This window comes from Mesorhizobium monacense, assembly GCF_056781675.1.
The window spans coordinates 1,556,127-1,579,890 of sequence record NZ_CM165567.1; the positions used below are offsets into that span (position 1 = coordinate 1,556,127).

General features: G+C 63.4%; 21 protein-coding genes. 16 read left to right on the forward strand and 5 right to left on the reverse strand.

Annotated features, from left to right (window positions below; genetic code table 11):
- Positions 1-3: 3 nt before the first annotated feature.
- Positions 4-1,806, reverse strand: a complete 1,803-nt coding sequence (locus AC1RUK_RS07175) for an NAD(P)/FAD-dependent oxidoreductase (protein ID WP_481836181.1) — start codon at positions 1,804-1,806, stop codon at positions 4-6.
- A 338-nt stretch (positions 1,807-2,144) separates the two neighbouring features.
- Between AC1RUK_RS07175 and AC1RUK_RS07180 the strand changes: the two genes are divergently transcribed.
- The 10 genes from AC1RUK_RS07180 (at position 2,145) to AC1RUK_RS07225 (ending at position 14,380) form a co-directional block, all read left to right on the forward strand.
- On the forward strand, positions 2,145-3,332 hold the full coding sequence (locus AC1RUK_RS07180; protein ID WP_481836180.1) for a DUF6600 domain-containing protein: 1,188 nt from the start codon (positions 2,145-2,147) through the stop codon (positions 3,330-3,332).
- Positions 3,333-3,617: 285 nt separating this feature from the next.
- Entirely contained in the window at positions 3,618-5,369 is a 1,752-nt protein-coding gene (locus AC1RUK_RS07185; RefSeq protein ID WP_246800937.1) for an acetolactate synthase 3 large subunit, read from the forward strand.
- 81 nt (positions 5,370-5,450) lie between these two features.
- Positions 5,451-6,023 carry an acetolactate synthase small subunit gene (gene ilvN, locus AC1RUK_RS07190; protein ID WP_436172405.1) on the forward strand — a complete coding sequence of 191 codons (573 nt, stop codon included), beginning with the start codon at positions 5,451-5,453 and terminating at the stop codon, positions 6,021-6,023.
- Positions 6,024-6,153: 130 nt separating this feature from the next.
- Entirely contained in the window at positions 6,154-6,750 is a 597-nt protein-coding gene (locus AC1RUK_RS07195; protein WP_481836179.1) for a LysE family translocator, read from the forward strand.
- Positions 6,751-6,976: 226 nt separating this feature from the next.
- Positions 6,977-8,263: an efflux RND transporter periplasmic adaptor subunit gene (locus tag AC1RUK_RS07200; RefSeq protein WP_481836178.1), complete on the forward strand. Its 1,287-nt coding sequence runs from the start codon at positions 6,977-6,979 to the stop codon at positions 8,261-8,263.
- Positions 8,260-11,424, forward strand: coding sequence for an efflux RND transporter permease subunit (locus AC1RUK_RS07205; protein ID WP_481836177.1), 3,165 nt, complete (start codon positions 8,260-8,262; stop codon positions 11,422-11,424). The genes AC1RUK_RS07200 and AC1RUK_RS07205 overlap by 4 nt, the downstream gene beginning before the upstream one ends.
- A 74-nt stretch (positions 11,425-11,498) precedes the next feature.
- A complete protein-coding gene (gene nthA / locus AC1RUK_RS07210; RefSeq protein WP_481836176.1) occupies positions 11,499-12,104 on the forward strand; it encodes a nitrile hydratase subunit alpha in 606 nt (201 codons plus the stop codon).
- Complete coding sequence (nthB, locus tag AC1RUK_RS07215; RefSeq protein ID WP_481836175.1) at positions 12,101-12,760, forward strand: nitrile hydratase subunit beta; 660 nt, start codon at positions 12,101-12,103, stop codon at positions 12,758-12,760. The genes nthA and nthB overlap by 4 nt, the downstream gene beginning before the upstream one ends.
- On the forward strand, positions 12,747-13,103 hold the full coding sequence (locus AC1RUK_RS07220) for a nitrile hydratase accessory protein (protein WP_481836174.1): 357 nt from the start codon (positions 12,747-12,749) through the stop codon (positions 13,101-13,103). The genes nthB and AC1RUK_RS07220 overlap by 14 nt, the downstream gene beginning before the upstream one ends.
- A gap of 149 nt (positions 13,104-13,252) precedes the next feature.
- Entirely contained in the window at positions 13,253-14,380 is a 1,128-nt protein-coding gene (locus AC1RUK_RS07225; protein WP_481839555.1) for an ATP-dependent DNA helicase, read from the forward strand.
- On the opposite strand, the gene AC1RUK_RS07230 is transcribed toward AC1RUK_RS07225, so the two are convergent.
- On the reverse strand, positions 14,381-14,785 hold the full coding sequence (locus tag AC1RUK_RS07230; protein WP_481836173.1) for a SpoIIAA family protein: 405 nt from the start codon (positions 14,783-14,785) through the stop codon (positions 14,381-14,383).
- 107 nt (positions 14,786-14,892) lie between these two features.
- Here AC1RUK_RS07230 and AC1RUK_RS07235 point away from each other — a divergent pair, with 107 nt between their 5' ends.
- The 3 genes from AC1RUK_RS07235 (at position 14,893) to AC1RUK_RS07245 (ending at position 18,729) form a co-directional block, all read left to right on the forward strand.
- Positions 14,893-15,633 carry a pyridoxine 5'-phosphate synthase gene (locus AC1RUK_RS07235; protein ID WP_481836172.1) on the forward strand — a complete coding sequence of 247 codons (741 nt, stop codon included), beginning with the start codon at positions 14,893-14,895 and terminating at the stop codon, positions 15,631-15,633.
- Positions 15,634-15,736: 103 nt separating this feature from the next.
- A complete protein-coding gene (locus AC1RUK_RS07240; RefSeq protein WP_481836171.1) occupies positions 15,737-17,656 on the forward strand; it encodes a potassium transporter Kup in 1,920 nt (639 codons plus the stop codon).
- 32 nt (positions 17,657-17,688) lie between these two features.
- The gene (locus AC1RUK_RS07245; protein WP_481836170.1) at positions 17,689-18,729 is read left to right on the forward strand and encodes an SDR family oxidoreductase; all 1,041 of its coding nucleotides are present in this window, start codon (positions 17,689-17,691) and stop codon (positions 18,727-18,729) included.
- Between the two features lie 43 nt (positions 18,730-18,772).
- On the opposite strand, the gene AC1RUK_RS07250 is transcribed toward AC1RUK_RS07245, so the two are convergent.
- Positions 18,773-19,666, reverse strand: coding sequence for an SDR family oxidoreductase (locus tag AC1RUK_RS07250; RefSeq protein WP_481836169.1), 894 nt, complete (start codon positions 19,664-19,666; stop codon positions 18,773-18,775).
- Between the two features lie 138 nt (positions 19,667-19,804).
- Here AC1RUK_RS07250 and AC1RUK_RS07255 point away from each other — a divergent pair, with 138 nt between their 5' ends.
- Together AC1RUK_RS07255 and AC1RUK_RS07260 are read left to right on the forward strand one after the other, a co-directional pair.
- Entirely contained in the window at positions 19,805-20,209 is a 405-nt protein-coding gene (locus tag AC1RUK_RS07255; RefSeq protein ID WP_481836168.1) for a winged helix-turn-helix transcriptional regulator, read from the forward strand.
- Positions 20,210-20,298: 89 nt separating this feature from the next.
- Positions 20,299-21,558 (forward strand): FAD-dependent oxidoreductase, encoded by a 1,260-nt coding sequence (locus AC1RUK_RS07260; protein ID WP_481836167.1) that lies wholly within the window; start codon positions 20,299-20,301, stop codon positions 21,556-21,558.
- A 27-nt stretch (positions 21,559-21,585) separates the two neighbouring features.
- Here AC1RUK_RS07260 and AC1RUK_RS07265 read toward each other — a convergent pair whose 3' ends face one another.
- On the reverse strand, positions 21,586-22,254 hold the full coding sequence (locus AC1RUK_RS07265; RefSeq protein ID WP_481836166.1) for a hypothetical protein: 669 nt from the start codon (positions 22,252-22,254) through the stop codon (positions 21,586-21,588).
- A 138-nt stretch (positions 22,255-22,392) separates the two neighbouring features.
- A complete protein-coding gene (locus AC1RUK_RS07270; protein WP_481836165.1) occupies positions 22,393-23,181 on the reverse strand; it encodes a glutathione S-transferase family protein in 789 nt (262 codons plus the stop codon).
- 98 nt (positions 23,182-23,279) lie between these two features.
- Between AC1RUK_RS07270 and AC1RUK_RS07275 the strand changes: the two genes are divergently transcribed.
- Positions 23,280-23,738: a MarR family winged helix-turn-helix transcriptional regulator gene (locus tag AC1RUK_RS07275; RefSeq protein WP_481836164.1), complete on the forward strand. Its 459-nt coding sequence runs from the start codon at positions 23,280-23,282 to the stop codon at positions 23,736-23,738.
- Positions 23,739-23,764: the final 26 nt, after the last annotated feature.

Here is a 23,764-nt window from a genome sequence, read left to right on the forward strand (position 1 = left end):
GGACTATCCCTTGTGGTGCGCCTGCTGTAGCCCGTAGACCGGCGTCGGGATGCCTTCATGCCGCGCCTTCAGTTGCAGCGACAGGAACTGCGAATAGTGGCGCGACTGGTGCAGGTTGCCGCCGTGGAACCACAGCGCTTCCTGCTGTGTCGGCTTCCACATGTTGCGCAATTCGCCTTCCCAGGGGCCCGGGTCCTTGGTGGTGCAGGAGCCGAGACCCCAGCATTTGCCGACCTTGTCGGCGACCTCCCGGGAGATCAGGTCGGCCGCCCAACCATTCATCGAGCCGTAGCCGGTGGCATAGACGATGAGGTCGGCCGGCAGTTCCGATCCGTCACTGAGCAGGACCGAATGCTCCTTGATCTCCTTCACCTCAACGCCGCTCTTCAGCTTGATCGAACCGTCGATGATCAGGTCGGACGCGCCGACGTCGATGTAGTATCCCGAGCCGCGCCTGAGATACTTCATGAACAGGCCGGAATCGTCATCACCCCAGTCGAGCATGAAGCCGGCCTTCTCCAGGCCCTTGTAGAAGTCGGCATCGCGCTTCTTCATCTCGGCATAGGCCGGGATCTGGAATTCATGCAGGATCTTGTAGGGCAGGGAAGCAAAGATGAGGTCGGCCTTGGCCGTGGTCATGCCTCCTTGCACGGCTTTTTCCGAGTAGAGCGAACCGAGCCCGATTTCCATCAGCGTGTCGGATCTGGAGATATGCGTGGTCGAGCGCTGCACCATGGTGACATCGGCGCCGGCCTCCCAAAGCGCCGCGGCAATGTCGTGGGCTGAATTGTTCGAGCCGATGACGACGGTGCGCTTGCCAGCATAGGCATCGGGGCCGGTGTGCTGCGAGGAATGGTGCTGATCGCCCTTGAAGCTGTCCATGCCCTTGAAGTTCGGCATGTTGGCCTTGCCGGATTGTCCGGTCGCCAGCACCAGCTGCTTCGGCTTCAGCGTGATGTCCTTGCCGTCGCGGTGGACGATGACGGTCCATTCCTTCTTCTTGTCGTCGTAGGTGGCGCTCTTGGCCTCGGTCGAGGACCAGTAATTCAGCTCCATGACCTTGGTGTACATTTCCAGCCAGTCGCCGATCTTGTCCTTGGGCGAGAAGACGGGCCAGTTCTTCGGGAAATCGATATAGGGCAGATGGTCGTACCAGACCGGGTCGTGCAGGCAGAGCGACTTGTAGCGCTTGCGCCAGCTGTCGCCGGCGCGCTCGTTCTTCTCGACGATGATGGTCGGTACGCCGAGCTGCCGCAGCCGGGCGCCGAGCGCGATGCCGCCCTGGCCACCGCCGATGATCAGCGTGTGCGGCTGCGTCTTGAAGCCTAACTCGGCCGCCTCTCTCTCGCGCTCTTCCTTCCAGGTCGGACGGTTCTTGCCATGGCCATGCTTGGCGCCAATCGGCCGGGCGAAGCCGGCCGGCTCCTCGTGGCCCTTCAACTCGACCATGGTGGTGAGCAGCGTCCAGATCTTGCCGTCCTTCAGCCTGATGTGGCCGAAGCCGCGCGCCGCTTCCGTCTCGAAGCTGATCCAGCCTTCGAGCAGTCCGTCGCTTTCCGTGGCATCCTCGCCTTCGGCGATCGCCCAGTTCGAGGGTTTCGTCTTCGCCAGTTGGCTCAGCAGCATATCGCGCACCTGGTCGCGGCCTTCCATAGTCTTGATGTTCCAGGTGAAGGTGACGAGATCGCGCCAGTAGCAGTCGTCCTGAAAGCAGGCGACGGCCTTGTCGATATCGCCGGCGGCGAGAGCCTTGCCGAATTTGTCGAGCAGGTCGGCAAGCTTCTTGTTCGGGGCCTTTTCCAGCATCAGTTTCCTCCGGGTCTTGGGATCGCTTCTTGGGTGAGCGCGTGGCGGGGGCATTGTCCGGCGCGGCGAAAGTATTTCGCCAAAACCGCCATCGCGTCACGCCCTCCAATAGTTTGGCGCGTTTTCAATGGTTTGATGGGAACGCAGACGGTTTGCGCCGCTTCTTATGGGCACCGGGCAGGCGGTGCTCGAAAACAGGACGAACGTCCTGTTGGTCGCGAGATCGTGATTGCCCTGTGCCGCAATGCAGCCACGCTGGGCGCTGACAACCGAGAGGCAGGGACGATGCGGGCACGGGGCGGTTCGTGGATGCGGAAACTCTGGAGCGCGTTATGCAAATGTCTTCGATCAACCCGGTCGCCTTGCGTGCACGGGCGGCGGCCATCGCCCTGGCCCTGGCGCTCGCTGGAAGCCTGGGCAGTCCGCTGCTTGCGCCGGCCTCCGAGGCGGCGCATGCAGCGGTGATCTCCGTGATCGTCCGGGAACGGCTCTCAAACTATGGTGGATGGCGAACCTCCAACCGCTTCGGTGAAGTGTGGGTTCCGTCCGTGCGGTCCGAATGGCGGCCCTACACCGAAGGCCGCTGGGTCTGGACCGACGACGGCTGGTATTGGGAGTCGGCCGAGCCGTTCGGCGACATTGTCTATCACTATGGCCGCTGGGCCTATGATCCGGAGTTCGGCTGGGTCTGGGTCGCCGGCTATGAATGGGCACCGGCCTGGGTGGTCTGGCGACAGGGCGGCGATGATATCGGCTGGGCTCCGGCGCCGCCACGTGATGGCGATGTCGTGTTCAACGAGGACTGGTGGTGCTTCGCGCCGGTGGCGGCGATCGGCGCAGCCGACCTTGTAACCGTGGTTAGGCCCGTCAGGGAAAACGTCACCATCATCCGCAACACGACGATCATCAACCAGACGGTGGTCGTGAACAATGCGCCGCGCGTTCGGCTCGGCAACCAGGTGGTTGCGATCAATGCCGGTCCCCGCCTGCAGCGGCTTCCCCAATCGGTGGTGACATCGATCAGGGCGGCGAAGGTGGTTCCGCCGCGCAAGGGCGTCATTGCCGAGGCCCGGCTCGATCCATCGAAGGGCGAGGCGATCAAGAAGCTGAACGGCAACCCGATGTCCGGGGCGCCTGCAATCGCCAACGCACCAAATGTTTCCGGCCAAGGGCCAAAAAAGCTGTCGGGCGGCAAGACGATTTCGCCTGCGGCTTCGGTTGCCGAGGTAACGCAGAACCCGCACGACAAGAAGCGCAAGCGGATGACCGCCGGCAATGCACAAGCCCAGATGCCGCAAGCTCATGGCGGCGGCAGGCGCGTCACTGTGCAGTCGGCACCCGGAAAGGTGCCGCCGCAGCAGCGTCTGGCGCATGCGCCCCAGAAGCAGTTCAGCCGCCAGCAAATGCTGGCGATGCACGCGCCACCGCATCATGGCACGCAGAGGGTCGCGCCGCATCGCCCGCCGATGGCGAAGAAGGCGCAGAAATGCGATCCGCGCGTTTCGCATTGCAAGCCGCCCCGATGATTGCCTCCTCAACGGATCGCCCCGGCGGCCGGCGTCATTTTTGCCGTTGACAGGCCGGCTTTCCCGCCTCTAGTGTCCGCGACCATGAAAACGGCACTCATTCTCGTAGGAAAGCGCGTGGGCAAGGCGGTGTAACCGCCGGGCGAAAACCTCCCATGCGCAACACACAGGCTCCCTCGGGGGCCTTTTTTATTGCCCGAAACACGACTAAACGACCAGCAATCGCCAGATGGCGGACAGCACGGGACCAGACCGATGAGCAATGGACAGAGTGAGCGGCGCGAAATGACGGGCGCCGAAATGGTGGTGCAGGCGCTGAAGGACAACGGCGTCAAGCACGTCTTCGGCTATCCGGGTGGCGCCGTTCTCCCGATCTACGATGAAATCTTCCAGCAGGACGAGGTCGAGCACATCCTCGTCCGCCATGAGCAGGGGGCGGGCCATGCGGCGGAAGGCTATGCGCGCTCGACCGGCAAGGCCGGCGTCATGCTGGTGACCTCGGGGCCTGGCGCCACCAATGCGGTGACGCCGCTGCAGGATGCGCTGATGGACTCGATCCCGCTCGTCTGCCTGACCGGGCAGGTGCCGACTTCGCTGATCGGCTCCGACGCGTTCCAGGAATGCGACACCGTCGGCATCACGCGCCCCTGCACCAAGCACAACTGGCTGGTGAAGGACGTCAACGAACTGGCCGCGACCATCCACGAGGCTTTCCATGTCGCGACCACCGGGCGTCCCGGCCCGGTCGTGGTCGACATCCCGAAGGACGTGCAGTTCGCCAAGGGCATGTATGTGCCGCCGCAGACGGCGCCGCGCACCAGCTACCAGCCGAAGGTCCAGGGCGACCTCGACAAGGTCAAGGCAGCGGTCGAATTGATGGCCGGTGCCAAAAGGCCGATCATCTATTCGGGCGGCGGTGTCATCAACTCCGGCTCCGAGGCCAGCCATCTGCTGCGCGAACTGGTCGACCTGACCGGCTTTCCCATCACCTCGACGCTGATGGGGCTCGGCGCCTATCCGGCTTCCGGCAAGAACTGGGTCGGCATGCTCGGCATGCACGGCACCTACGAGGCCAACATGGCCATGCATGATTGCGATGTGATGATCTGCATCGGCGCGCGCTTCGACGACCGCATCACCGGCCGGCTCAACGCGTTCTCGCCGAATTCGAAGAAGATCCACATCGACATCGATCCGTCGTCGATCAACAAGAACGTCCACACCGACGTGCCGATCATCGGTGATGTCGGCCGGGTTCTGGAGGATCTGGTGCGGCTGTGGCGGGCAAGCGCCAAGGCCGACAAGAAGGCGCTGCACCCCTGGTGGGAGCAGATCGCCAAATGGCGCGCGCGGGACTCGCTCGCCTACAAGATGAACCACGACGTGATCATGCCGCAATACGCCATCCAGCGGCTCTATGCGCTGACCAAGGACATGGACACCTACATCACCACCGAGGTCGGCCAGCACCAGATGTGGGCGGCGCAGCACTATCATTTCGAGAAGCCGAACCGCTGGATGACCTCCGGTGGGCTGGGCACGATGGGCTATGGCCTGCCGGCCGCGCTCGGCGTCCAGATCGCGCATCCCAACGCACTGGTCATCGACATCGCCGGAGATGCCTCGGTGCAGATGACGATGCAGGAGATGAGCACGGCGGTGCAGTACAATGCGCCGATCAAGATCTTCATCCTCAACAACCAGTATATGGGCATGGTTCGGCAGTGGCAGCAGCTGCTGCACGGCAACCGGTTGTCGCATTCCTATACCGAGGCGATGCCTGACTTCGTCAAGCTGGCCGAGGCCTATGGCGGCCACGGCATTCGCTGCGACAAGCCGGACGAGCTGGACGACGCGATCAAGGAGATGATTTCGGTGAAGAAGCCGGTGCTGTTCGACTGCCGGGTGGCGACGCTCGCCAACTGCTTCCCGATGATCCCGTCGGGCAAGGCGCATAACGAGATGCTCCTGCCCGACGAGGCCACCGACGAGGCCGTGGCCAACGCCATCGACGCCAAGGGCAGGGAACTGGTGTGATATCAGCCGAGGCAGGGCTGTCGGAAGAAGCCGTGCGGAAACAGAGAATTAGCTCAAAAGTCTGAAATCGAGATTCATGTCATGAACGCACAGCTACAGCCGACCGGCTCCGCCTATTTCATCGCCAAGGAAACGGAAAAGCCCGAAAACCACACGCTTTCCGTGCTGGTCGACAACGAGCCGGGCGTGCTTGCCCGGGTCATCGGCCTGTTTTCCGGGCGCGGCTACAACATCGAGAGCCTCACCGTCTCCGAGACCGAGCACGAAAAACACCTGTCGCGCATCACCATCGTGACGCGCGGCACGCCGCATGTGCTGGAGCAGATCAAGCATCAGCTCGAGCGCATCGTGCCGGTGCACCGCGTCGTCGACCTCACCGTGCGCTCGCGCGAGCTTGGCCAGGAGCGGCCGCTGGAGCGGGAACTGGCGCTGGTCAAGGTCGCCGGCACCGGCGAGGCCCGGGTCGAGGCGCTCAGGCTCGCCGACGCCTTCCGCGCCAGCGTCATCGACGCCAACACCGAGCATTTCATTTTCGAGATCACCGGCAAGGGCTCCAAGCTCGACCAGTTCATCGCCATCATGAAGCCGCTCGGCCTGGTCGAAATCTGTCGCACCGGCGTGGCGGCGATGAACCGCGGCCCGCAAGGGATGTAGCGCCCCGGCGCCTCGCGCCGGCTAACCGCTTTTCAAGTCCTGATTGCCTGGCCTGCCTGCCGCTCCGCGGTGGCCTTTGTGCGTCCGGCGAGAAAGGACAATATTGTTGACCTAATCTTGGGAGGAAGTCATGTCGTTCGAAGCGTTCCTGGCGCTTTTGGTCTATGCCTTCGTTACCTCGGTCACGCCCGGACCGAACAATCTCATGCTGCTGGCCTCGGGCGTGAATTTCGGCTTTGTGAGAACCGTGCCGCACATGCTGGGCATCGGCATCGGTTTTCTCATTCTATTGCTTGCCGTCGGTTTTGGACTTGGCGCGGTGCTGACGGCGTTTCCCATGCTGCACACCGGATTGAAGATCGCCGGCGGCGTCTATTTGCTCTATCTCGCCTGGAAGATCGCCATGTCGCGCTCGATGGCTAGCAAGGGCGAGGCGCAGGCAAATCCGATGCGGTTCATCGATGCCGCCGCGTTCCAGTGGGTCAACCCCAAGGCCTGGGTGATGGCGATCACTGCCATGGCCGTCTACACCAATCCCAATCATCCGTTCCTGTCGGTGGTGCTGATCTCGATGGCGTTCGCCATCGTCAACCTGCCGAGCGTTTCGGTGTGGGCTGGTTTCGGCACCGCGCTGCGCGGTTTTCTGTCGGATCCGATGCGGCTGAAATGGTTCAACATCGCCATGGGCGTGCTGCTGGCGGCAACTCTGTGGCCGATGCTGCGCTAAGGCGGGCTGATATTCAGGTGATGCCGGCCTGACCTGAATCTCAGCACACCTTGGTTCAGTTGCTTCGTTATTGTGCAGTGCACATTAAATCTTCGTAATGCCGTGTTTTGGCCCTTTTCCGACAAAGGCGTGTCCTATCTATTCGGCGAATTCGCGGCGCGGAGCCGTGATTTGAGCTGGAACAAGACCACCGGGTTCGGCGTGTCGGATGAGAGGCTTGTTGTCGATGCGCGCAAAAATCCTCCTTGCGGTGATTGCGGTGATCTGCCTGGCAGCGGCCGGTCTCTATCTTTCGCCCACGGCCATGGGCAAGGTCCAGCAACTGATTTCGGGCCAGCAGGCGGCGGCGACGGACAAGACCGCCAAGGCTTCGGACAAGCCGGCAGCCGGTGCCAGCGGCGCCCGCTCGGCTTCGATCGTTGCCGCGACGGCCACGACGGCGGACTTCCCCATCCGCCGCTATGCCATCGGCTTCGTGTCTTCGCCGGCGGTGGTCAGTATCAACGCCCGGGTATCCAGCCAGATCGTGGCGATCGCGGTCAAGGACGGCCAGATGGTGAAGGCCGGCGACCTTTTGTTGTCGCTCGACGACCGTGCCTTGAAGGCACAGTTGGCCAAGGACCAGGCGACGCTCGTCAAGGACCAGGCGCTGCTCGCCAGCGCCACGGCGGATCTTCAGCGCGCCAAGGACCTTGTCGCCAAGCAGGCCGGCACGCAGCAGACCTACGATCAGGCACTGGCGGCGCAGAAGGCCGCGGCCGCAACCATCGATGCCGACAAGGCGACGATCGATGCCGATACCGTCCAGTTGAGCTACGCCACCATCTCGGCGCCGATCTCCGGCAGGCTCGGTGCCGTCAATGTCTCGGTCGGCGATCTCGTTACCACCAGCAACGGCGGCAGCACCACGACGCCGCTCGTCACCATCACGCAGATGGACCCGCTGCAAGTCAACTTCAACCTGCCTGAAAGCAACCTCGCCCTGCTGCACAAGGCCTTGGCCTCGCCGCAGAAGGGGTCCGTGACGCTGACCAAGGATGGCGACCCGACGCCGATCGGCAAGGGCACGCTGGATTTCGTCGATTCCAGCGTCGACACGGCGTCCGGCACCATCGCCACCAGGGCCAGCATACCAAACCCCGACCTTTCGCTGTGGCCTGGCCAGTATGTGAATGTCGTGCTCGACGCCGGCACGATGCCGCAAATGACCTCGGTTCCGACGGTTGCGGTGCAGCCCAGCCAGAAGGGGCCGTTCGTCTATGTGGTCAAGCCGGACAACACCGTCGAGATGCGGCCGGTGCAGGTGGCGCTGACCGAAGGCGACAACAGCGCCATCAGCCAGGGGCTGAAAAGCGGTGAGAGGGTTGTCACCGAAGGCCAGACCAGGCTGAAGGACGGCGCTGCCGTGCATGAAGGCAAGGCTTCGGCCGGCACCGGCGATCAGGCAGCTCCCAAGGTGGCGCAAGCCGACAAGGCGAGCGGTGCCGACAAGGCCGGCGAGGCGCGCCCATGATTTCCGAATTCTGCATTCGCAGGCCCGTCGCCACCCTTCTGATGTCGTTCGCCCTCGTGCTGGGCGGACTGTTCGCTTACAAATTCCTGCCCGTGGCAGCACTGCCCAGCGCCGAATTTCCAGTCGTCAACGTTTCGGCCCAGTTGGCTGGCGCCTCGCCGGAGACCATGGCGACCTCGGTGGCGACGCCGCTGATCAAACAGTTCGCCACCATTGCCGGCATCGATTCGATCTCGACCACCAACTCACTCGGCTCAACGTCGATCGCCATCCAGTTCGTGCTCAACCGCGATATCGACGCGGCGGCGGCCGACGTGCAAGCGGCGATTGCGCGCACCCAGAAATCGCTGCCGCCGCAGATGACGGCGCCGCCGAGCTATCGCAAGGTCAATCCGGCCGATGCGCCGATCCTGCTGATGTCGCTGGTCAGCGACACCGTTCCGCTGACCGACCTCGATGCGTTCGCCGACAACGTGATCTCGCCGTCGCTGTCGACGATCGACGGCGTCGCGCAGGTATCCATTTACGGCCAGCAGAAATACGCGGTGCGCATCCAGATCGATCCGACCGCGCTTGCCGCGCGCGGCATTTCCATCGACCAGCTGCAGGCGGCGGTTGCGTCGGCCAACAGCAACACGCCGCTCGGCGTTCTGCAGAACAACAAGCAGCAGCTGACCATCACCGCCAACACCCAGCTGACCAACGCTGCGGGCTTCTCCAACCTCATCATCGCCACCAAAGACGGTCACCCGGTACGGCTGGGCGAGGTGACCCGCGTCGTCGATTCGGTGCAGACCACGACGACGGCGAGTTGGTATGACGGCACGCGCGCCATCATCATGGCCGTGCAGCGCCAGCCCGACGCCAACACCGTCGACGTCGTCGACAAGGTCAAGGCGATGCTGCCGTCCTTCGAGGACCAGATGCCGGCCGCCGCCAGCATCAAGTTGCTCAACGACCGTTCGACCTCGATCCGTCAGGCCGTCGACGACGTGCAGTTCACGCTGCTGTTGACCATCGCGCTGGTAGTCATGGTGATCTTTGTGTTCCTGCGCCGGGTGACGGCGACCATCATCCCGGCCGTGGCGGTGCCGATCTCGCTGATCGCCACGCTCGGCGCGATGTTCCTGTTCGGCTTTTCGATCGACAACATCTCGCTGATGGGACTGACGCTGGCGGTCGGCCTCGTCGTCGACGATGCCATCGTCATGCTGGAGAACATCTTCCGCCATATGGAGGAGGATGGGCTCTCGGCCTTCGATGCGTCGCTGAAAGGCGCGCGTGAGATCGGCTTCACCATCATCTCGATCTCGATCTCGCTGGTGGCGGTTTTCATCCCTGTGCTTTTGATGGGCGGCGTGATCGGCCGCATCTTCAACGAGTTCGCCGTCGTGGTGACGGTCGCCATCCTGGCGTCGATGTTCGTCTCGCTGACACTGACCCCGATGCTTTGTTCGCGGTTGCTTTCGGTGACCAAGGCCGACCGCGAGGCGCACGGCGATGGCCACAGGCGCGATTTCATCACGCGGGGCTACGACCGGATCTTGAGCTTCTGCCTGCGGCACACCTTCCTGGTGTTCCTGGTCTTCATCGGAACCGCGGCAGCGTCGGTGTGGCTGATCCAGGTCTCGCCGAAGGGCTTCTTCCCGCAGGAGGATATCGGCCAGATATCGGTGACGACCATCGCGCGCCAGGACATCTCGTTTGACGCCATGGCGAAGCTGCAAGGGCAGGTGGCCAGCGTCTTCTCGCATTCGCCCTATGTCGACCATGTGGCGTGGTCGGCGGGCAGTGGCAACAATGCGCTCAACCAGGGGCAGCTCTTCGTCCAGCTCAAGGGCAAGGACCAGCGGCCCGACATCGAGAAGGTGCTTTCGGATCTAAGGCGACAGCTGGCCGGCGTGGCCGGTATCGAGACCTACATGCAGCCGGTGCAGAACTTGAGGCTGGGTTCACGGTCGTCGGCCAGCGCCTACCAGCTTGTGGTTCAGGGCCTCGATACCGGCCAGACCGATATCTGGGCGCAGAAGATGAATGACGCGATGGCGGCCGACCATGCGACCTTCACCGACGTCACCAGCGACCTCCAGAACAATGCACTGCAGGCGACGCTGGTGGTGGATCGCGACAAAGCCGCGCAGCTCGGCATCGACACCGACACGCTGCGCTCAGCCCTCTATGGCGGGTTCGGCACCGATCAGGTTTCGACGATCTTCGGTTCGGCCGACAGCTACGAAGTCATCACCGAGCTCGATCCCAAGATCGAATGGTCGCCCGAGCGGATGCTCGCTATCCAGATGAGGACGGCGAGCGGTAGTCTGGTTCCGCTTGGCGCCTTCGCCCGGGTCGATCGCACGGCCGGCGCCTTGACGGTCAACCAACTCGGCCAGCTTCCGGCCGTGACCATCTCCTACAATCTGCCACAGGGCGTGGCGCTGGGCGACAGCGTAACGCGCATCAACGCGCTCAAAGAGCAGATCGGTATGCCGACGGCGATCTCGACGACCTTTGCCGGCACGGCCAAGACCTTCCAGGATTCGCTCGCCAATCAGGGCCTGCTGATCGGCGGCTCGATCCTGACCATCTATATCGTGCTCGGCATGCTCTATGAGAGCTTCATCCATCCGCTCACAATCCTGACCGGCCTGCCATCGGCGGTGCTCGGTGCGGTGGTCGCGCTGCGGTTTGCCGGCATGGACCTTTCGGTCATCGCGGTGATCGGCATCCTGATGCTGATTGGCATCGTGAAGAAGAACGGCATCATGATGGTCGACGTCGCGCTGGAACTCCGACGAGAAGGCATGTCGGCGACGGAGTCCATCCACAAGGCCTGCCTGATGCGTTTTCGTCCGATCATGATGACGACGCTGGCCGCGCTGATGGGCACGTTCCCGATCGCGCTCGGCACCGGCGCCAGCGCCGAATTGCGCCAGCCGCTCGGCGTCGCGGTCGTCGGTGGCCTGCTTGCCTCGCAGGCGCTGACACTCTTCGTCACGCCGGTGGTCTATGTCTACATGGAGCATTTCTCCGGCTGGCTGCTCAGCTTCTTTTCGAAGAAAAGCCGACCGACGCTGCGGGCGGTCGAGGCTGTCGAGCAGCCGTCGCTGTTCGATCGCGACGAAGAACAGGACATCGAACCCCAGAAGGCGGCGGCCGAATAGTATCGACCGGGTGAGGAGGCGCTGGCCCAAGGCGTCGCGCTTGCGGCCGGGCTCCGGCGATCGTATTTTGTGTCATGTCCCATGATCATGACCACGACAACGAGCTCGATCCTTTCGCCGCGCGGGTGCGCGCGCTGGAAACGATCCTGACCGAGAAAGGCCTGATCGATCCGGCCGCCATCGACGTCATTGTCGACGCCTACGAGACAAAAATCGGCCCGCGCAACGGCGCCAGGGTGGTGGCGAAGGCCTGGGTCGACCCGGAGTTCGCCGCCTGGCTGAAGCGCGATGCGACGGCGGCGGTCGCCTCGCTCAGCTATACCGGTCGTCAGGGCGAGCACATGCAGGCGGTGTTCAACACAGAGGAGACGCACAACCTCGTCGTCTGCACGCTGTGCTCCTGCTATCCGTGGTCGGTGCTCGGCCTGCCGCCGGTCTGGTACAAGGCGCCGCCCTACCGCTCGCGCGCGGTGATCGATCCGCGCGGCGTGCTGGAGGAATTCGGCCTGACTTTGCCGTCCGACACAAAGATCCGCGTCTGGGATTCGACCGCCGAGCTGCGCTATCTGGTCGTGCCGATGCGGCCGGGAGGAACAGAAGGCTGGAGCGAGGAGCGGCTGGCCGAACTGGTGACACGCGATGCGATGATCGGCACCGGCCTGGCGAAGGAACCGGCATGAACGGGCCGCACGACCTTGGCGGGCAGATGGGTTTCGGGCCGGTCGCGCCCGAAAGGGACGAGCCTTACTTCCATGCGGATTGGGAGAAGCGCGCGCTTGGCGTGACGCTTACCGCCGGCGCCATGGGCGCCTGGAATATCGACGAGAGCCGGCATGCGCGCGAATCGCTGCACCCGGCCGACTACTATGCCTCGAGCTACTACCAGATCTGGATCAAGGCGCTAGAGGTGCTGCTCAAGCGGCACGGTTTCATCAGCGACCGCGATCTGGCCGCAGGCAAGGCGCTTGATCCGGCAGCCACACCCAAAAGGGTGCTGAAGGCCGAAAAAGTGTCGGCGGCATTGGCCAGGGGCGGTCCCTGCGACCGGCCGGTTGCGATTCCGGCGCGGTTCAAGGCCGGCGACCTCGTGCGCACCAAGAATTTCCATCCGGAGGGCCATACGCGGCTGCCGCGCTATGCGCGTGGCAAGCAAGGCACCGTCGAGGCGGTGCGCGACGGCTTCGTCTTTCCCGACAGCAACGCACATGGCCGGGGCGAGAACCCGCAATGGGTCTACACGGTGGTTTTCGACGGCGGGGAGATCTGGGGCGAGGGCGCCGACCCGACACTGACCGTCTCCATCGACGCCTGGGAGAGCTATCTTGAGCCGGCATGAGGGCGCCGCCGGATTGCCGGCGGGTTTCGACCAGCCGGTGTTCGCCGAGCCATGGCAGGCCGAAGCCTTCGCCATGACGGTGGCGCTGCACGAAAAAGGCCTGTTTTCCTGGAGCGAATGGGCTGATGCCTTGTCCGCCGAAGTCAAGAAACCCGGCGCTGCAAGCGACGGCCACGACTACTATGAGCACTGGCTGGCGGCGCTGGAAAGCCTGCTGTCGGCCAAGGGCGTTGCCGGCAAAGGCGATGTGGATGCGCTTGCCGGTGCCTGGGAGCGCGCGGCGCATGCGACGCCGCACGGCAAGCCGATCCTGCTGGAGAATGATCCAGGGGCGAGCGAATAGGTCGTGGCGGATCTATCAGTTTGTTCTCTTTACGTTCTGATAGTCGTCTGCTAGCCTTTGAACTTGGAGGCGGGCAAACCTGCCGCCGTTGACAGTGGTGGTTGGCAACCGATCTTGTCTTTCCCTTGCGAATCCGGTCTTTCGCGCTGATGGAATTCTCTCCCCAACAGGATGATGCCCTGAAGGCGGTTGCGCGCTGGCTCAAGGAGGGCCGGCCGCAGCTGTTCCGGCTGTTCGGCTATGCGGGCACCGGCAAGACGACGCTGGCGCGCTATTTCGCCGAGCATGTCGACGGCCAGGTACAGTTCGCCGCCTTCACCGGCAAGGCGGCGCAGGTGCTGCGCTCCAAGGGGGCGACCAACGCCCGCACCATCCATTCGCTGATCTACAGGCCCAAGGGCGAGGAATCGGTATCGGACGAGGTGACCGGCAAGACCTCGATTTCGCCGACCTTCTCGCTCAACCGGCAGAGCCCGATCTCGCGGGCCAAGTTGGTCATCATCGATGAATGCTCGATGGTCGACGAACAGCTCGGCCGCGACCTGATGAGCTTCGGCACGCCGATCCTGGTGCTCGGCGATCCCGGCCAGTTGCCGCCGATCTCGGGCGGCGGCTTCTTCACCGACCACGAACCGGACGCGCTGCTCACCGAAATCCATCGCCAGGCGCGCGACAATCCGATCATCCGGCTGGCGCTGGACGTGCGCGAGGGCCGCGAATTCATGCGCGGCGACTACGGCGCGGCGCAGGTCATCGGCAAGGAAGACGTCAACCAGGAGCTGGTGCTGAAGGCGGACCAGGTGCTGGTCGGCACCAACCGCACGCGCCGGCGCTATAACCAGCGGCTGCGCGAACTGAAGGGTTTCAATGCCGATTACCCACAAGCGGGCGACAAGCTGGTCTGCCTGCGCAACGATCCGGCCAAAGGCCTGCTCAACGGTTCGCTGTGGAAGGTGATGACCTCGTCGCGCGAGACGGTGAAGCCGGGCATCAACCTGCTGGTCTCGCCGGAAGAGGACGATCCGGACCGCGGCGTTGCCAAGATCAAGCTGCTCAAGGCGGCGTTCGAGGACCCGGATGCCGAGATTCCCTGGCAGCAGAAGAAGCGCTTCGACGATTTCGACTATGGCTACGCGCTGACCGTGCACAAGGCGCAGGGCTCGCAATGGAACGAGATCGTGCTGTTCGACGAAAGCTGGGCGTTCAAGGAAACCCGCCAGCGCTGGCTCTACACCGCAATCACCCGCGCGGCCGAACGGCTGACGATCGTCCGATGATCATGACGGCTTGGCCGGCCTGGCGCCGAGCCAGCGCCATGCCGCCGCTTCGTCCTCCCGGTCGAAATGCCTGAGTTCGAAAGGCGGCGGCGTGGCGAAGAATCCCTGCGCATAGGGGATCCAGTCCGGGTCGCCCACCGCGGCGCAGCGGCGGATATGCTCCAGGGCGTGCGCCGTGCCTTGTCTGGCGGTTTCGTCGGACACGTGGGGCCAGTCGACGCCGTCGTGGTCGATCAGGCGCACCAGCACGTCCAGTTTCGGATGGAGCGCATAGGCGGCCTCCAGCAGTCCGAACAGGTTTTCCGCGTCGGCGGCCGCGACATGGCCGACGATATCGACAGCGAAAAGGTCGTCACGGTCGGTGTCGATGCGGCGCACCGCCGGCACGGCGTCGAGAAAATTCAAGGGCTGTTCCTTTCGCGGTTCATCCCCTTGGAACACCGGAAACCCTCTGTCTGTTCCCGACAAAGGCGCTATAGATGCGCCCCGTCTGTGAAACTGGACCCGAAGCCATGCCCGCAAAGCTCTCCGTCAACCTCAATGCCATCGCCATGCTGCGCAACCGGCGCGACCTGCCATGGCCGAGCGTCATCGGGCTCGGGCGCCTCGCTCTCTCCGCCGGCGCGCATGGGTTGACGGTGCATCCGCGACCCGATGAGCGGCATACGCGGCACTCCGATTTGCCGGAGATCAGGGCCCTTATCGACGATGAGTTCCCCAAGGCCGAGTTCAACATAGAGGGCTATCCGTCGGAGGATTTCCTGGCGCTTGTGGAAAAGCACCAGCCGGAACAGGTGACGCTTGTGCCCGACGACCCGGCCCAGGCCACGTCGGACCATGGCTGGAACTTCGCAACGGACGCCGCATTCCTCACTCCGATCGTCAAACGCCTGAAAAAGGCAGGTGTGCGCGTGTCGTTGTTTTCCGATTCGGACCCGGACGGCGCCAGGATCGCGCGCAATATCGGCGCCGACCGGATCGAGCTTTACACGGGGCCGTATGGCAGCTGCCATTCCGATTCCGCCAAGGCGGCCAAGGAATTGGAAAGATTGGGAAAAACCGCGGATGCAGCACTTGCGGCGGGCCTGCAGGTCAATGCCGGGCACGATCTCACGGTGAACAACCTGCCGGCGCTGGCCAAGCGCATTCCGGCATTGGCCGAAGTGTCGATCGGACATGGGTTGACAGCCGATGCGTTGGAGTATGGCATGGCCGGCACGGTGGGGCGGTTTCTCAGGGCTTGCGGATGGTAAAGAGGCAAGCCCCGCGTTGCCGGCATGGAAGCCATAACGTTGGGGCACTTGATATTGCATTGCAGCAAGCGTAGAGCACCGCGCGATTATCGGAGTGTCGTTTATGGCCCTTGCCAACACTGGTAGTGAGGCAGAAACCGTCGACCAATCGAGCCATCCTGAAGTCGAGCAGCATAGCACCAAGGTGCTGATGCTGGGCGCGCTTGGCGTGGTTTATGGCGACATCGGCACCAGTCCGATCTATGCGTTTCGTGAGGCATTGCATGCGTCGTCCGGCGGCGATGTCGCCGAGCGCGGCGATATTCTCGGCGTGCTGTCGCTGATCATCTGGTCGCTGACGATCATCGTCACCATCAAATACATCATGTTCGTGCTGCGCGCCGACAACCGCGGCGAGGGCGGCGTGCTGTCGCTGATGGCGCTGGCGCGCGGCAGTTTCCCGACGCGGTCGGCGGTCATCCTCGGCGTCGGCATCGTCGGCGCCTCGCTGTTCTTTGGTGACGCCGTCATCACGCCGGCAATCTCGGTGCTTTCCGCGGTCGAGGGCATGAATGTCGTCACGCCGACGTTTCAGCCCTATGTGGTGCCGCTGACATTGCTCATTCTCGCCATGGTGTTCGCGGTGCAGCGGTTCGGCACGGGCGGCGTGGGCCTGGTGTTCGGCCCGGTGACGGCCGTATGGTTCCTGGCCATCGGGCTTTCCGGCCTCAACCACATCATCGACGACCCGGAAATCCTGCTGGCGGTCAGCCCGCACTATATCGTCGCCTTCCTGATCAATTCGCCTGACGTCGCCTTCGTCACGATCGGTGCTATCTTCCTGGCCGTCACCGGCGCCGAGGCGCTCTATGCCGATCTCGGCCATTTCGGGCGCAAGCCGATCGTGCTCGCCTGGCTGGCGATCGTGTTCCCTTGCCTGCTGCTCAACTATGCCGGGCAGGGCGCGTTCGTGCTGGCGCATGGTGGCGTCGTCGGCCATCCCTTCTTCGAGATGAACCAGGGATGGACGCTTATCCCGATGGTGGTGCTGGCGACGGCGGCAACCGTGATCGCCAGCCAGGCGGTGATTTCCGGCGCCTTTTCGCTGACCAGGCAGGCGGTGCAGCTCAACATGCTGCCGCGGCTCGAAATCCTGCACACGTCGGAAAAACAATCCGGCCAGATCTACATGCCGCGCGTCAATCTGCTGCTGGCGCTGACGGTGATGCTTCTGGTCGTCGGTTTCGGCGAATCGAGCCGGCTTGCCTCGGCCTACGGCATTTCGGTCACCGGCAACATGCTGGTGACGACGGTGCTGCTCTACGTCATCATGACCCGTATCTGGAAATGGCGGCTCTGGGTGGCAATCGCGATGACGGCGTTGTTCGTCTTCATCGATATCGGCTTCTTTGCCTCCAACATCGTCAAGGTCTTCGAAGGCGGCTGGGCGTCGCTGGCAGTGGCCTTCACCGTCGTGCTCGCCATGTGGACCTGGGTGCGCGGCAGCCGCTATCTGTTCGACAAGACCCGCCGCAACGAGATCCCGCTCGATTTCCTGGCCGGCAATCTGTTGAAGAAAAAGCCGCAGCTGGTGTCGGGCACGGCCGTGTTCCTGACCAGCGATCCGCTGAGCGCGCCGACCGCGTTGATGCACAGCCTGAAGCACTACAAGGTGCTGCATGAGCAGAACGTCATCCTTTCGGTGGTGACGGCGCCGCAGCCGGTGGTGCCCGACAGCGACCGCGTCAAGATGGAGACGGTCAACGAGCTGTTCATGCGGGTGACGCTGAACTTCGGCTATATGGAACAGCCGAACATTCCGCGCGCGCTGGCGATCTGCCGCAAGCAGGGTTGGAAGTTCGACATCATGACGACGTCCTTCTTCCTGTCGCGGCGTTCGCTCAAGGCCTCGCCCAATTCCGGCATGCCGGTGTGGCAGGACAAGCTGTTCATCGGACTGGCGCGCACGGCGGCGGATGCGACCGAGTATTTCCAGATCCCGACCGGGCGCGTTGTCGAGATCGGCACGCAGGTGGCAATTTGATGGGCTCAAACTAGATCATCGAGGAGGCGGGCATGAGCGGCGAATTGGTGCTTGTGTCCGGCGGATCTGGCTTCCTCGGCGTTCACTGCATCGTGGCTCTGCTGGATGCAGGCTACCGCGTGCGCACGACGGTGCGGTCCAGCAAGCGCGAAGCCGATGTTGTGGCGATGCTGAAGGCCGGCGGTGCCGAACCGGGCGATGCGCTCTCCTTTGCCCACGCCGATCTCATGGCCGACGCAGGCTGGCCGCAAGCCGTTGCCGGCTGCGACTATGTCCTCCATGTCGCCTCGCCGTTTCCGTCCGGCGTGCCGAAACATGAGGACGATCTGATCGTTCCTGCCCGCGAAGGCGCGCTGCGGGTGCTGCGTGCGGCGCGAGATGCCGGCGTCAGGCGCGTCGTGCTCACGTCCTCCTTTGCTGCCGTCGGCTATGGCCAGACGCCAATTGCCGGACGCCCGTTCACGGAGGAGAACTGGACCAATCTGGCTGACAAGGTGAGCGCCTACGTGAAATCGAAGACGCTGGCGGAGCGGGCCGCGTGGGATTTCATTGCCGGTCAAGGCGGCGCCTTGGAGCTGGCAGTCGTCAATCCAGTCGGGATTTTCGGGCCGGTTCTGGGGCCCGACCATTCGACCTCAACAGAATTCATAGGACGCCTGCTGGATGGCGCGATGCCGGGTCTGCCGCGCATGCTGTTCGGCGTGGTCGATGTGCGGGACGTGGCGGACCTGCATCTGCGCGCCATGACCAACCCCGCAGCCAAGGGCGAACGTTTCCTGGCCATCAGCGGGGATTTCATGACGATGCTGGAGATCGCACAGACGCTGAAAGCTCGGTTGGGCGATGCAGCGTCGCGCGTGCCGACAAGAGTGCTGCCGGATTGGCTGGTGAGGCTCGTCGGCCTGTTCGACGGGCAAGCGGCCCAGATCGTGACGGAGTTGGGCAAGGCAAGGAACGCAACGAGTGCGAAGGCCATGCGCCTGCTGGGCTGGGCGCCGCGTTCGCGGGAAGACGCGCTGGTTGCGACCGGCGAAAGCCTGATCCGGCTGGGGCTGACCAAGACATCGAAATAGTGGTGCGGGAAGCCGACCTATCCGGCTTCCCGCACCACAGGCTTCAACTGGCCAAGGCGGATTTGTTCGCCTCGAGGAACTCTCTCAGCGTTTGCGGTTTCCTGCCCGAAAGCGTCTCTATCGCGTCGGTCACCATGGCGATGCGGCCCGAGCGCGTGTTGGCGTCGAAGGAAACGATGACGCGCGCGAATTCCTCGGGAACGCCGGCCGCCTTCACGCCCTCGGTCAAGGCCTCGTCGGGCAGTTGGATGACGTCCAGCGGTTTGCCGATGACTTCACTGACCAGGGCGGCGATCTCGGCCGTCGTATGCGCCTGCGGGCCGGTCAGCGTGTAGGTCTTGCTTTCGGTAGAGCCGGAAGCGAGGCCGGCGGCGATGGCTGCCGCCATGTCGTCGCGCGCGCCATGGGCAATGCGGCCGTCGCCCGCGGACGTGTACCACTGTCCCGAGGCGATTGCGTGCGGCAGCGCCATGAACAGGTTCTCCTGATACCAGCCGTTGCGGAAGATCGTATAGGGGATGCCGCTGGCCTTGATCGCCTGCTCGGTGCCGTAGTGGTCGCCGGCAAACAGGACCGGCGATTCCGGCTCAGGGTTGGGCATCGAGGTGTAGAGCAGGTGCGAAACGCCGGCCTTTTTGGCCGCAGCGACGGCAGTCTCGTGCTGCTTCAGGCGCTTGCCGGTTTTGAGATCGAGATCGCCGGTCGAAATGATCAATACCCTGTCGGCGCCCTTGAAGGCGCTTTCCAGCGAGGCCGCGTCGCTGAAGTCGGCGGCCCTGACAACGACGCCGCGCGCCGCCAAATCGGCTAGGCCTTCGGGATTGCGCGTGGTGGCGATGATCCGCGCCGGCGCAACTTTGTGCGCGTCCAGGAGATAATGGATGACACCGCGGCCAAGCTGGCCTGAGGCGCCGGTGACGAGAAGGGTTTCGGTCATCGGGGGATATCCTGATTTTGCGCCGAAGCGGCGGGTGCCGTGGCGGTCTCAAAAAGAGACCAGCTCTAAAATAGGAATTGACCTGTTGCCGTAAAGAAGGCAGTTTTTCGGGAGGTAGGCACACGCAGGGAACCAGCGATGGACGGCAAGATCGTCAATCTGCAATCGAAGCTCGAGATCTACAAAGCCATGACGGATGGCGGCAATTTCGCTGATTGCCCGGTTCGCGACGTCATGCGGGGCATCAATGGCAAATGGAGCCCGTTGCTGGTCATGGCGCTGGCGGAAAAGCCCTATCGCTTCGGGGAGCTGCGCCGGCTGGTTCCCGACATCTCGCAGCGCATGCTCACGCAGACGCTGCATGAGCTGCAACGTGATGGCTACGTGCATCGCGAGGTGTTCCCGACCAGACCACCTGGTGTCGAATACAGCCTGACCGACCTCGGACGGTCGATGTTCCATCCCTTGTATCAACTCGTCCAATGGGCCGAGCTCAACCATGAGGCCGTGCGCGAAGCGCGCGCTACCTTCGACGCTGCTTAGGCCTGAGCTCGTCTTTCGAAGCGTCAAAGCGCCGAGTTGATTTGGCGATGCCCCTGAGGGATTGTGCCGCCGGTTGGGTTGGGCGGGCAATGGAAAAATCACTCGACATCGCGATTGCCGGCGCCGGGCCGGCGGGGCTGGCCATGGCGCTCTACCTGAGACGCGCCGGGCACCGCGTCACCGTCTTCGAGCGCTTCGACGAACCGAAGCCGGTCGGTTCGGGGCTGATCCTGCAGCCGACCGGGCTGACCGTGCTTGCCGATCTCGGCCTGCTCGACGACATCCTGGCACTTGGCAGCCGCATCGATCGCCTGCAGGGGGCGGATGCCACGTCAGGCCGCACCGTGCTCGCCGTCCGCTACGATGCGCAGCGTGGCCGCCGTTTCGGACTGGCGGTGCACCGTGCCGCGCTGTTCGGCGTGCTCTTCCGTGCCGCCAAGCGCGAGGCGATCGCCATCGAAACCAGTGTCGAGATCGACGCGCTGGAGACCGGCGAACGCGTGACGCTCGCCTGTGCCAACGGAAGAAGGATCGGACCCTTCGATCTGGTCGTCGACGCCAGCGGTTCGCGCTCGAAGCTGCGCCAGTGCCTGAGTGGTCCAGGCGAGGTGCGCTCGCTGGCCTATGGCGCGTTCTGGGCCTCGCTCGGCTGGCGTGGCGAGGGCTTTGACGAAAACGCGCTGCTGCAGCGCTACGACAGGGCCAGCGTCATGGTCGGCGTGCTGCCGATCGGCCGGCCGGAACCCGGCGCGGAAAGGATGGCAGCCTTCTTCTGGAGCCTGAAGCCGGCGGACGCCGAAAGCGTGCGGGCCGCGGGGCTCGACGCCTGGAAGGCGAGGGTGGTCAGCCTGTGGCCCGAGTGCGAGGCATTCACCAGCCAGATCGACAGTTTCGACCAGCTTTCTCTGGCGCGCTATGGCCATCATACGATGAGGCTGCCGGCCGGCCGTCGGCTGGCGATCATCGGCGACGCCGCGCATTCGACCAGTCCGCAGCTCGGGCAAGGGGCGAACATGGCGCTGCTCGACGCGGCAGCGCTCAGCCACGCGCTGGCGCGAACGGGCAGCGTCGAGGCCGCACTGGAGGTCTATGCTTGGGCGAGGCGCTGGCATGTGCGCGTCTTCCAGGCGTTATCGCTGGCGCTGACGCCGTTCTACCAGTCGGACTCACTGGTGATGCCGTTTGTCCGCGATCGGCTGGTGGCGACGGTCGCGAAAATCCCGCCGGTACCGCAGTTCCTGGCGTCGATGGTGGCCGGAACGGTGATCGATCCGTTCAGGCGGATCGGGCTAGAGGAGGCGCGATGGTCGAGAATGAGCGATCGTGACGAACAGGTCACAAACCCCTAGTTGGTCGAGCGCTAGCGCTGCGCAAAACTATTGTCGAGGCACAACTGGCGGAACCGAATTCCAAAATACAGGATGTGCAGGCAGGAGCTGGCCACCGTTTTTGTGCACGAGTGTCAGTATCGAGTTTACGATCTCATGCGCCGGAACGCTTAGCAAATTGCATTGGATATGAGCTTCGTCGACTTTACGTCGCCGCAACAAGGGGTAGCCGAGCCGAAAGGATTTCGGCAAGGGTGCAGGCTCGCGCATCCGTAAGGACACTCCCCAATAGCCAGCCCCTCCCAATATTGGTTTTGCACTCAAAATGTCAGACCATTTAGCCAATAGACCGGAGCGACTATCCGACAAACCATCACTGTCAACAATCAAGGCTGGCTTTCCAAGGCCGGCGTCCAGGAAGGAAAATGTGGCTGCCGCAGATAGAAACGGCACCCAATAAAGCCCGAACAGCTGCAGCAGCGCCATCGCCACCTTCTCGAATAGAGTGCGGCTGCCTTCGGGGTCATGGACAAAGAAGGTCAACAAGGGCAACAGCATCACCAGTGCGCAAAATGCCCAGAAAAGGCCCATCAAAATATACTTGCTACGGCTGCAACGAGCTGCAATCGGAAGCCGAACGGACAACGGGGGAACAACGGATTTTCGAAACGTTGGTATCCCCGGAATGAGGACGATGTCCTTTTTATCCACCAACATCGACGAGTTCCGATTTCGCTTTGATTGGGTCGAGATCGTCTTCATAGAACGAAACTGATGAACGGTTTCATTTCATAGTTTTTCAAATGCCGCTTGTCTCCATGGCCAAAGGTCCGTCACAGACACCCGCAGCGATGCTCATGCGGACCGGACTCGCGGAAGCGCGGTGGCCTGATCGCCCTGCCGAATGAGTTTCGAGAGATAGGAAGCCTTGGCCCGCAGGAAGGCTTCGAGGCGTTGCGGATAGTCCGGGTCGACAGCCTGCTTGATAGATTGCCGCGCGCTCAGCGCCTCGCGCCACGCCCGGACAAGCGGCTTTCCATCCAGGATGCCGAAATCGCCAAGCCGGTCGAAGACGTCGAAATAGCGGAAGACCGGCCCATAGACGGCGTCGACGAGTGAGAAGCGCTCGCCGGCGAACCACGGTCCTGGGGCGGTGCGATCGGCCAGTTCGGCCTCGAGCCGATCGAACATCGCCGATAGGGATTCGCTTTCGGCACGGAAGGCGGTCTCGCTGGACGCGGAATAGAACCGGCCGATGGCATTCAAGATGGCCGAGCCGAACTCGATCCAGGCGCGGTGCCGGGCGCGGGCAAAGGGGTCGGCAGGGTGGAGCGGATTGGCCTCGGTCTCCTCCAGGAATTCGAGGATGACGGCGGATTCGAAGATCACCGTCTCCTCGCCATGTTGCCGGACGCGCAGCAGCGGCACCTTGCCGAGCGGCGATATCGCCTTGAACCAGGCCGGCTTGTTGGCGAGGTCGATGGTGACGCGTTCGAACGGCACGCCTTTTTCGGCAAGCGAAATCGCCGCGCGCTGCACATAGGGACAGAGATGATGGCTGACCAGGATGAGCTTGTCGGTCGCCTTGGCGACCAGGCTGCCCGTATCCGGGATGTCGGTGACCCTGCAGATTTCATGCTTCATCGGATTGTTTCCCAAGTTGATGCAGTTGCATCTATATAGATGCATGTGCTTCTATGGTCAAGCTTGATGCAATTGCATCTATCTTCTATGCTGCTCGCATGATCGAGAAAGCCACACCTTCGCCCGAGGCCATCAAGGCTTGGGCCCGCCTGATGCGCGTCTCGCGCCAGCTCGTGGAAAAGGCTGAGGATGCGCTGAAGGAGGGCGGCCTCCCGCCGCTCGCCTGGTACGACGTGCTGCATGAGCTTGCCGAAGCGGGCGAGGGCGGGTTGCGGCCGTTCCAGCTGATCGAGCGGACGCTGTTTGCGCAGTACAACATCTCGCGGCTGCTGGCGCGGCTCGAAGCCGACGGCCTGGTCGAGAAGCTGCCAGTTGCCGATGACGGCCGCGGCCAGACCATCCGCATCACCGACGAGGGACGCGAAACGCGCCGCCGCATGTGGGCCTTCTATGGCAAGTCGATCGCCGATCTGGTTGGCGCCCGGCTTTCGGCAGCAGACCTCGAGACATTGGCAGGCCTGCTCGGGCAGCTGCGCCATCCACCCGCCGACGACTGAGCCTGGCCGGCACCGATCGCCTATCG

Coding starts and splice junctions, on each gene's coding strand:
- AC1RUK_RS07275 (WP_481836164.1), top strand. CDS start 23,280: ATGATCGAGAAAGCCACACCTTCGCCCGAGGCCATCAAGGCTTGGGCC.
- AC1RUK_RS07205 (WP_481836177.1), top strand. CDS start 8,260: ATGATTTCCGAATTCTGCATTCGCAGGCCCGTCGCCACCCTTCTGATG.
- AC1RUK_RS07235 (WP_481836172.1), top strand. CDS start 14,893: ATGCCCGCAAAGCTCTCCGTCAACCTCAATGCCATCGCCATGCTGCGC.
- AC1RUK_RS07175 (WP_481836181.1), bottom strand. CDS start 1,806: ATGCTGGAAAAGGCCCCGAACAAGAAGCTTGCCGACCTGCTCGACAAA.
- AC1RUK_RS07250 (WP_481836169.1), bottom strand. CDS start 19,666: ATGACCGAAACCCTTCTCGTCACCGGCGCCTCAGGCCAGCTTGGCCGC.
- AC1RUK_RS07255 (WP_481836168.1), top strand. CDS start 19,805: ATGGACGGCAAGATCGTCAATCTGCAATCGAAGCTCGAGATCTACAAA.
- ilvN (WP_436172405.1), top strand. CDS start 5,451: ATGAACGCACAGCTACAGCCGACCGGCTCCGCCTATTTCATCGCCAAG.
- AC1RUK_RS07185 (WP_246800937.1), top strand. CDS start 3,618: ATGACGGGCGCCGAAATGGTGGTGCAGGCGCTGAAGGACAACGGCGTC.
- AC1RUK_RS07240 (WP_481836171.1), top strand. CDS start 15,737: ATGGCCCTTGCCAACACTGGTAGTGAGGCAGAAACCGTCGACCAATCG.
- AC1RUK_RS07270 (WP_481836165.1), bottom strand. CDS start 23,181: ATGAAGCATGAAATCTGCAGGGTCACCGACATCCCGGATACGGGCAGC.
- AC1RUK_RS07245 (WP_481836170.1), top strand. CDS start 17,689: ATGAGCGGCGAATTGGTGCTTGTGTCCGGCGGATCTGGCTTCCTCGGC.
- AC1RUK_RS07180 (WP_481836180.1), top strand. CDS start 2,145: ATGTCTTCGATCAACCCGGTCGCCTTGCGTGCACGGGCGGCGGCCATC.
- nthA (WP_481836176.1), top strand. CDS start 11,499: ATGTCCCATGATCATGACCACGACAACGAGCTCGATCCTTTCGCCGCG.
- AC1RUK_RS07265 (WP_481836166.1), bottom strand. CDS start 22,254: ATGTTGGTGGATAAAAAGGACATCGTCCTCATTCCGGGGATACCAACG.
- AC1RUK_RS07200 (WP_481836178.1), top strand. CDS start 6,977: ATGCGCGCAAAAATCCTCCTTGCGGTGATTGCGGTGATCTGCCTGGCA.
- AC1RUK_RS07195 (WP_481836179.1), top strand. CDS start 6,154: ATGTCGTTCGAAGCGTTCCTGGCGCTTTTGGTCTATGCCTTCGTTACC.
- AC1RUK_RS07260 (WP_481836167.1), top strand. CDS start 20,299: ATGGAAAAATCACTCGACATCGCGATTGCCGGCGCCGGGCCGGCGGGG.
- AC1RUK_RS07225 (WP_481839555.1), top strand. CDS start 13,253: ATGGAATTCTCTCCCCAACAGGATGATGCCCTGAAGGCGGTTGCGCGC.
- nthB (WP_481836175.1), top strand. CDS start 12,101: ATGAACGGGCCGCACGACCTTGGCGGGCAGATGGGTTTCGGGCCGGTC.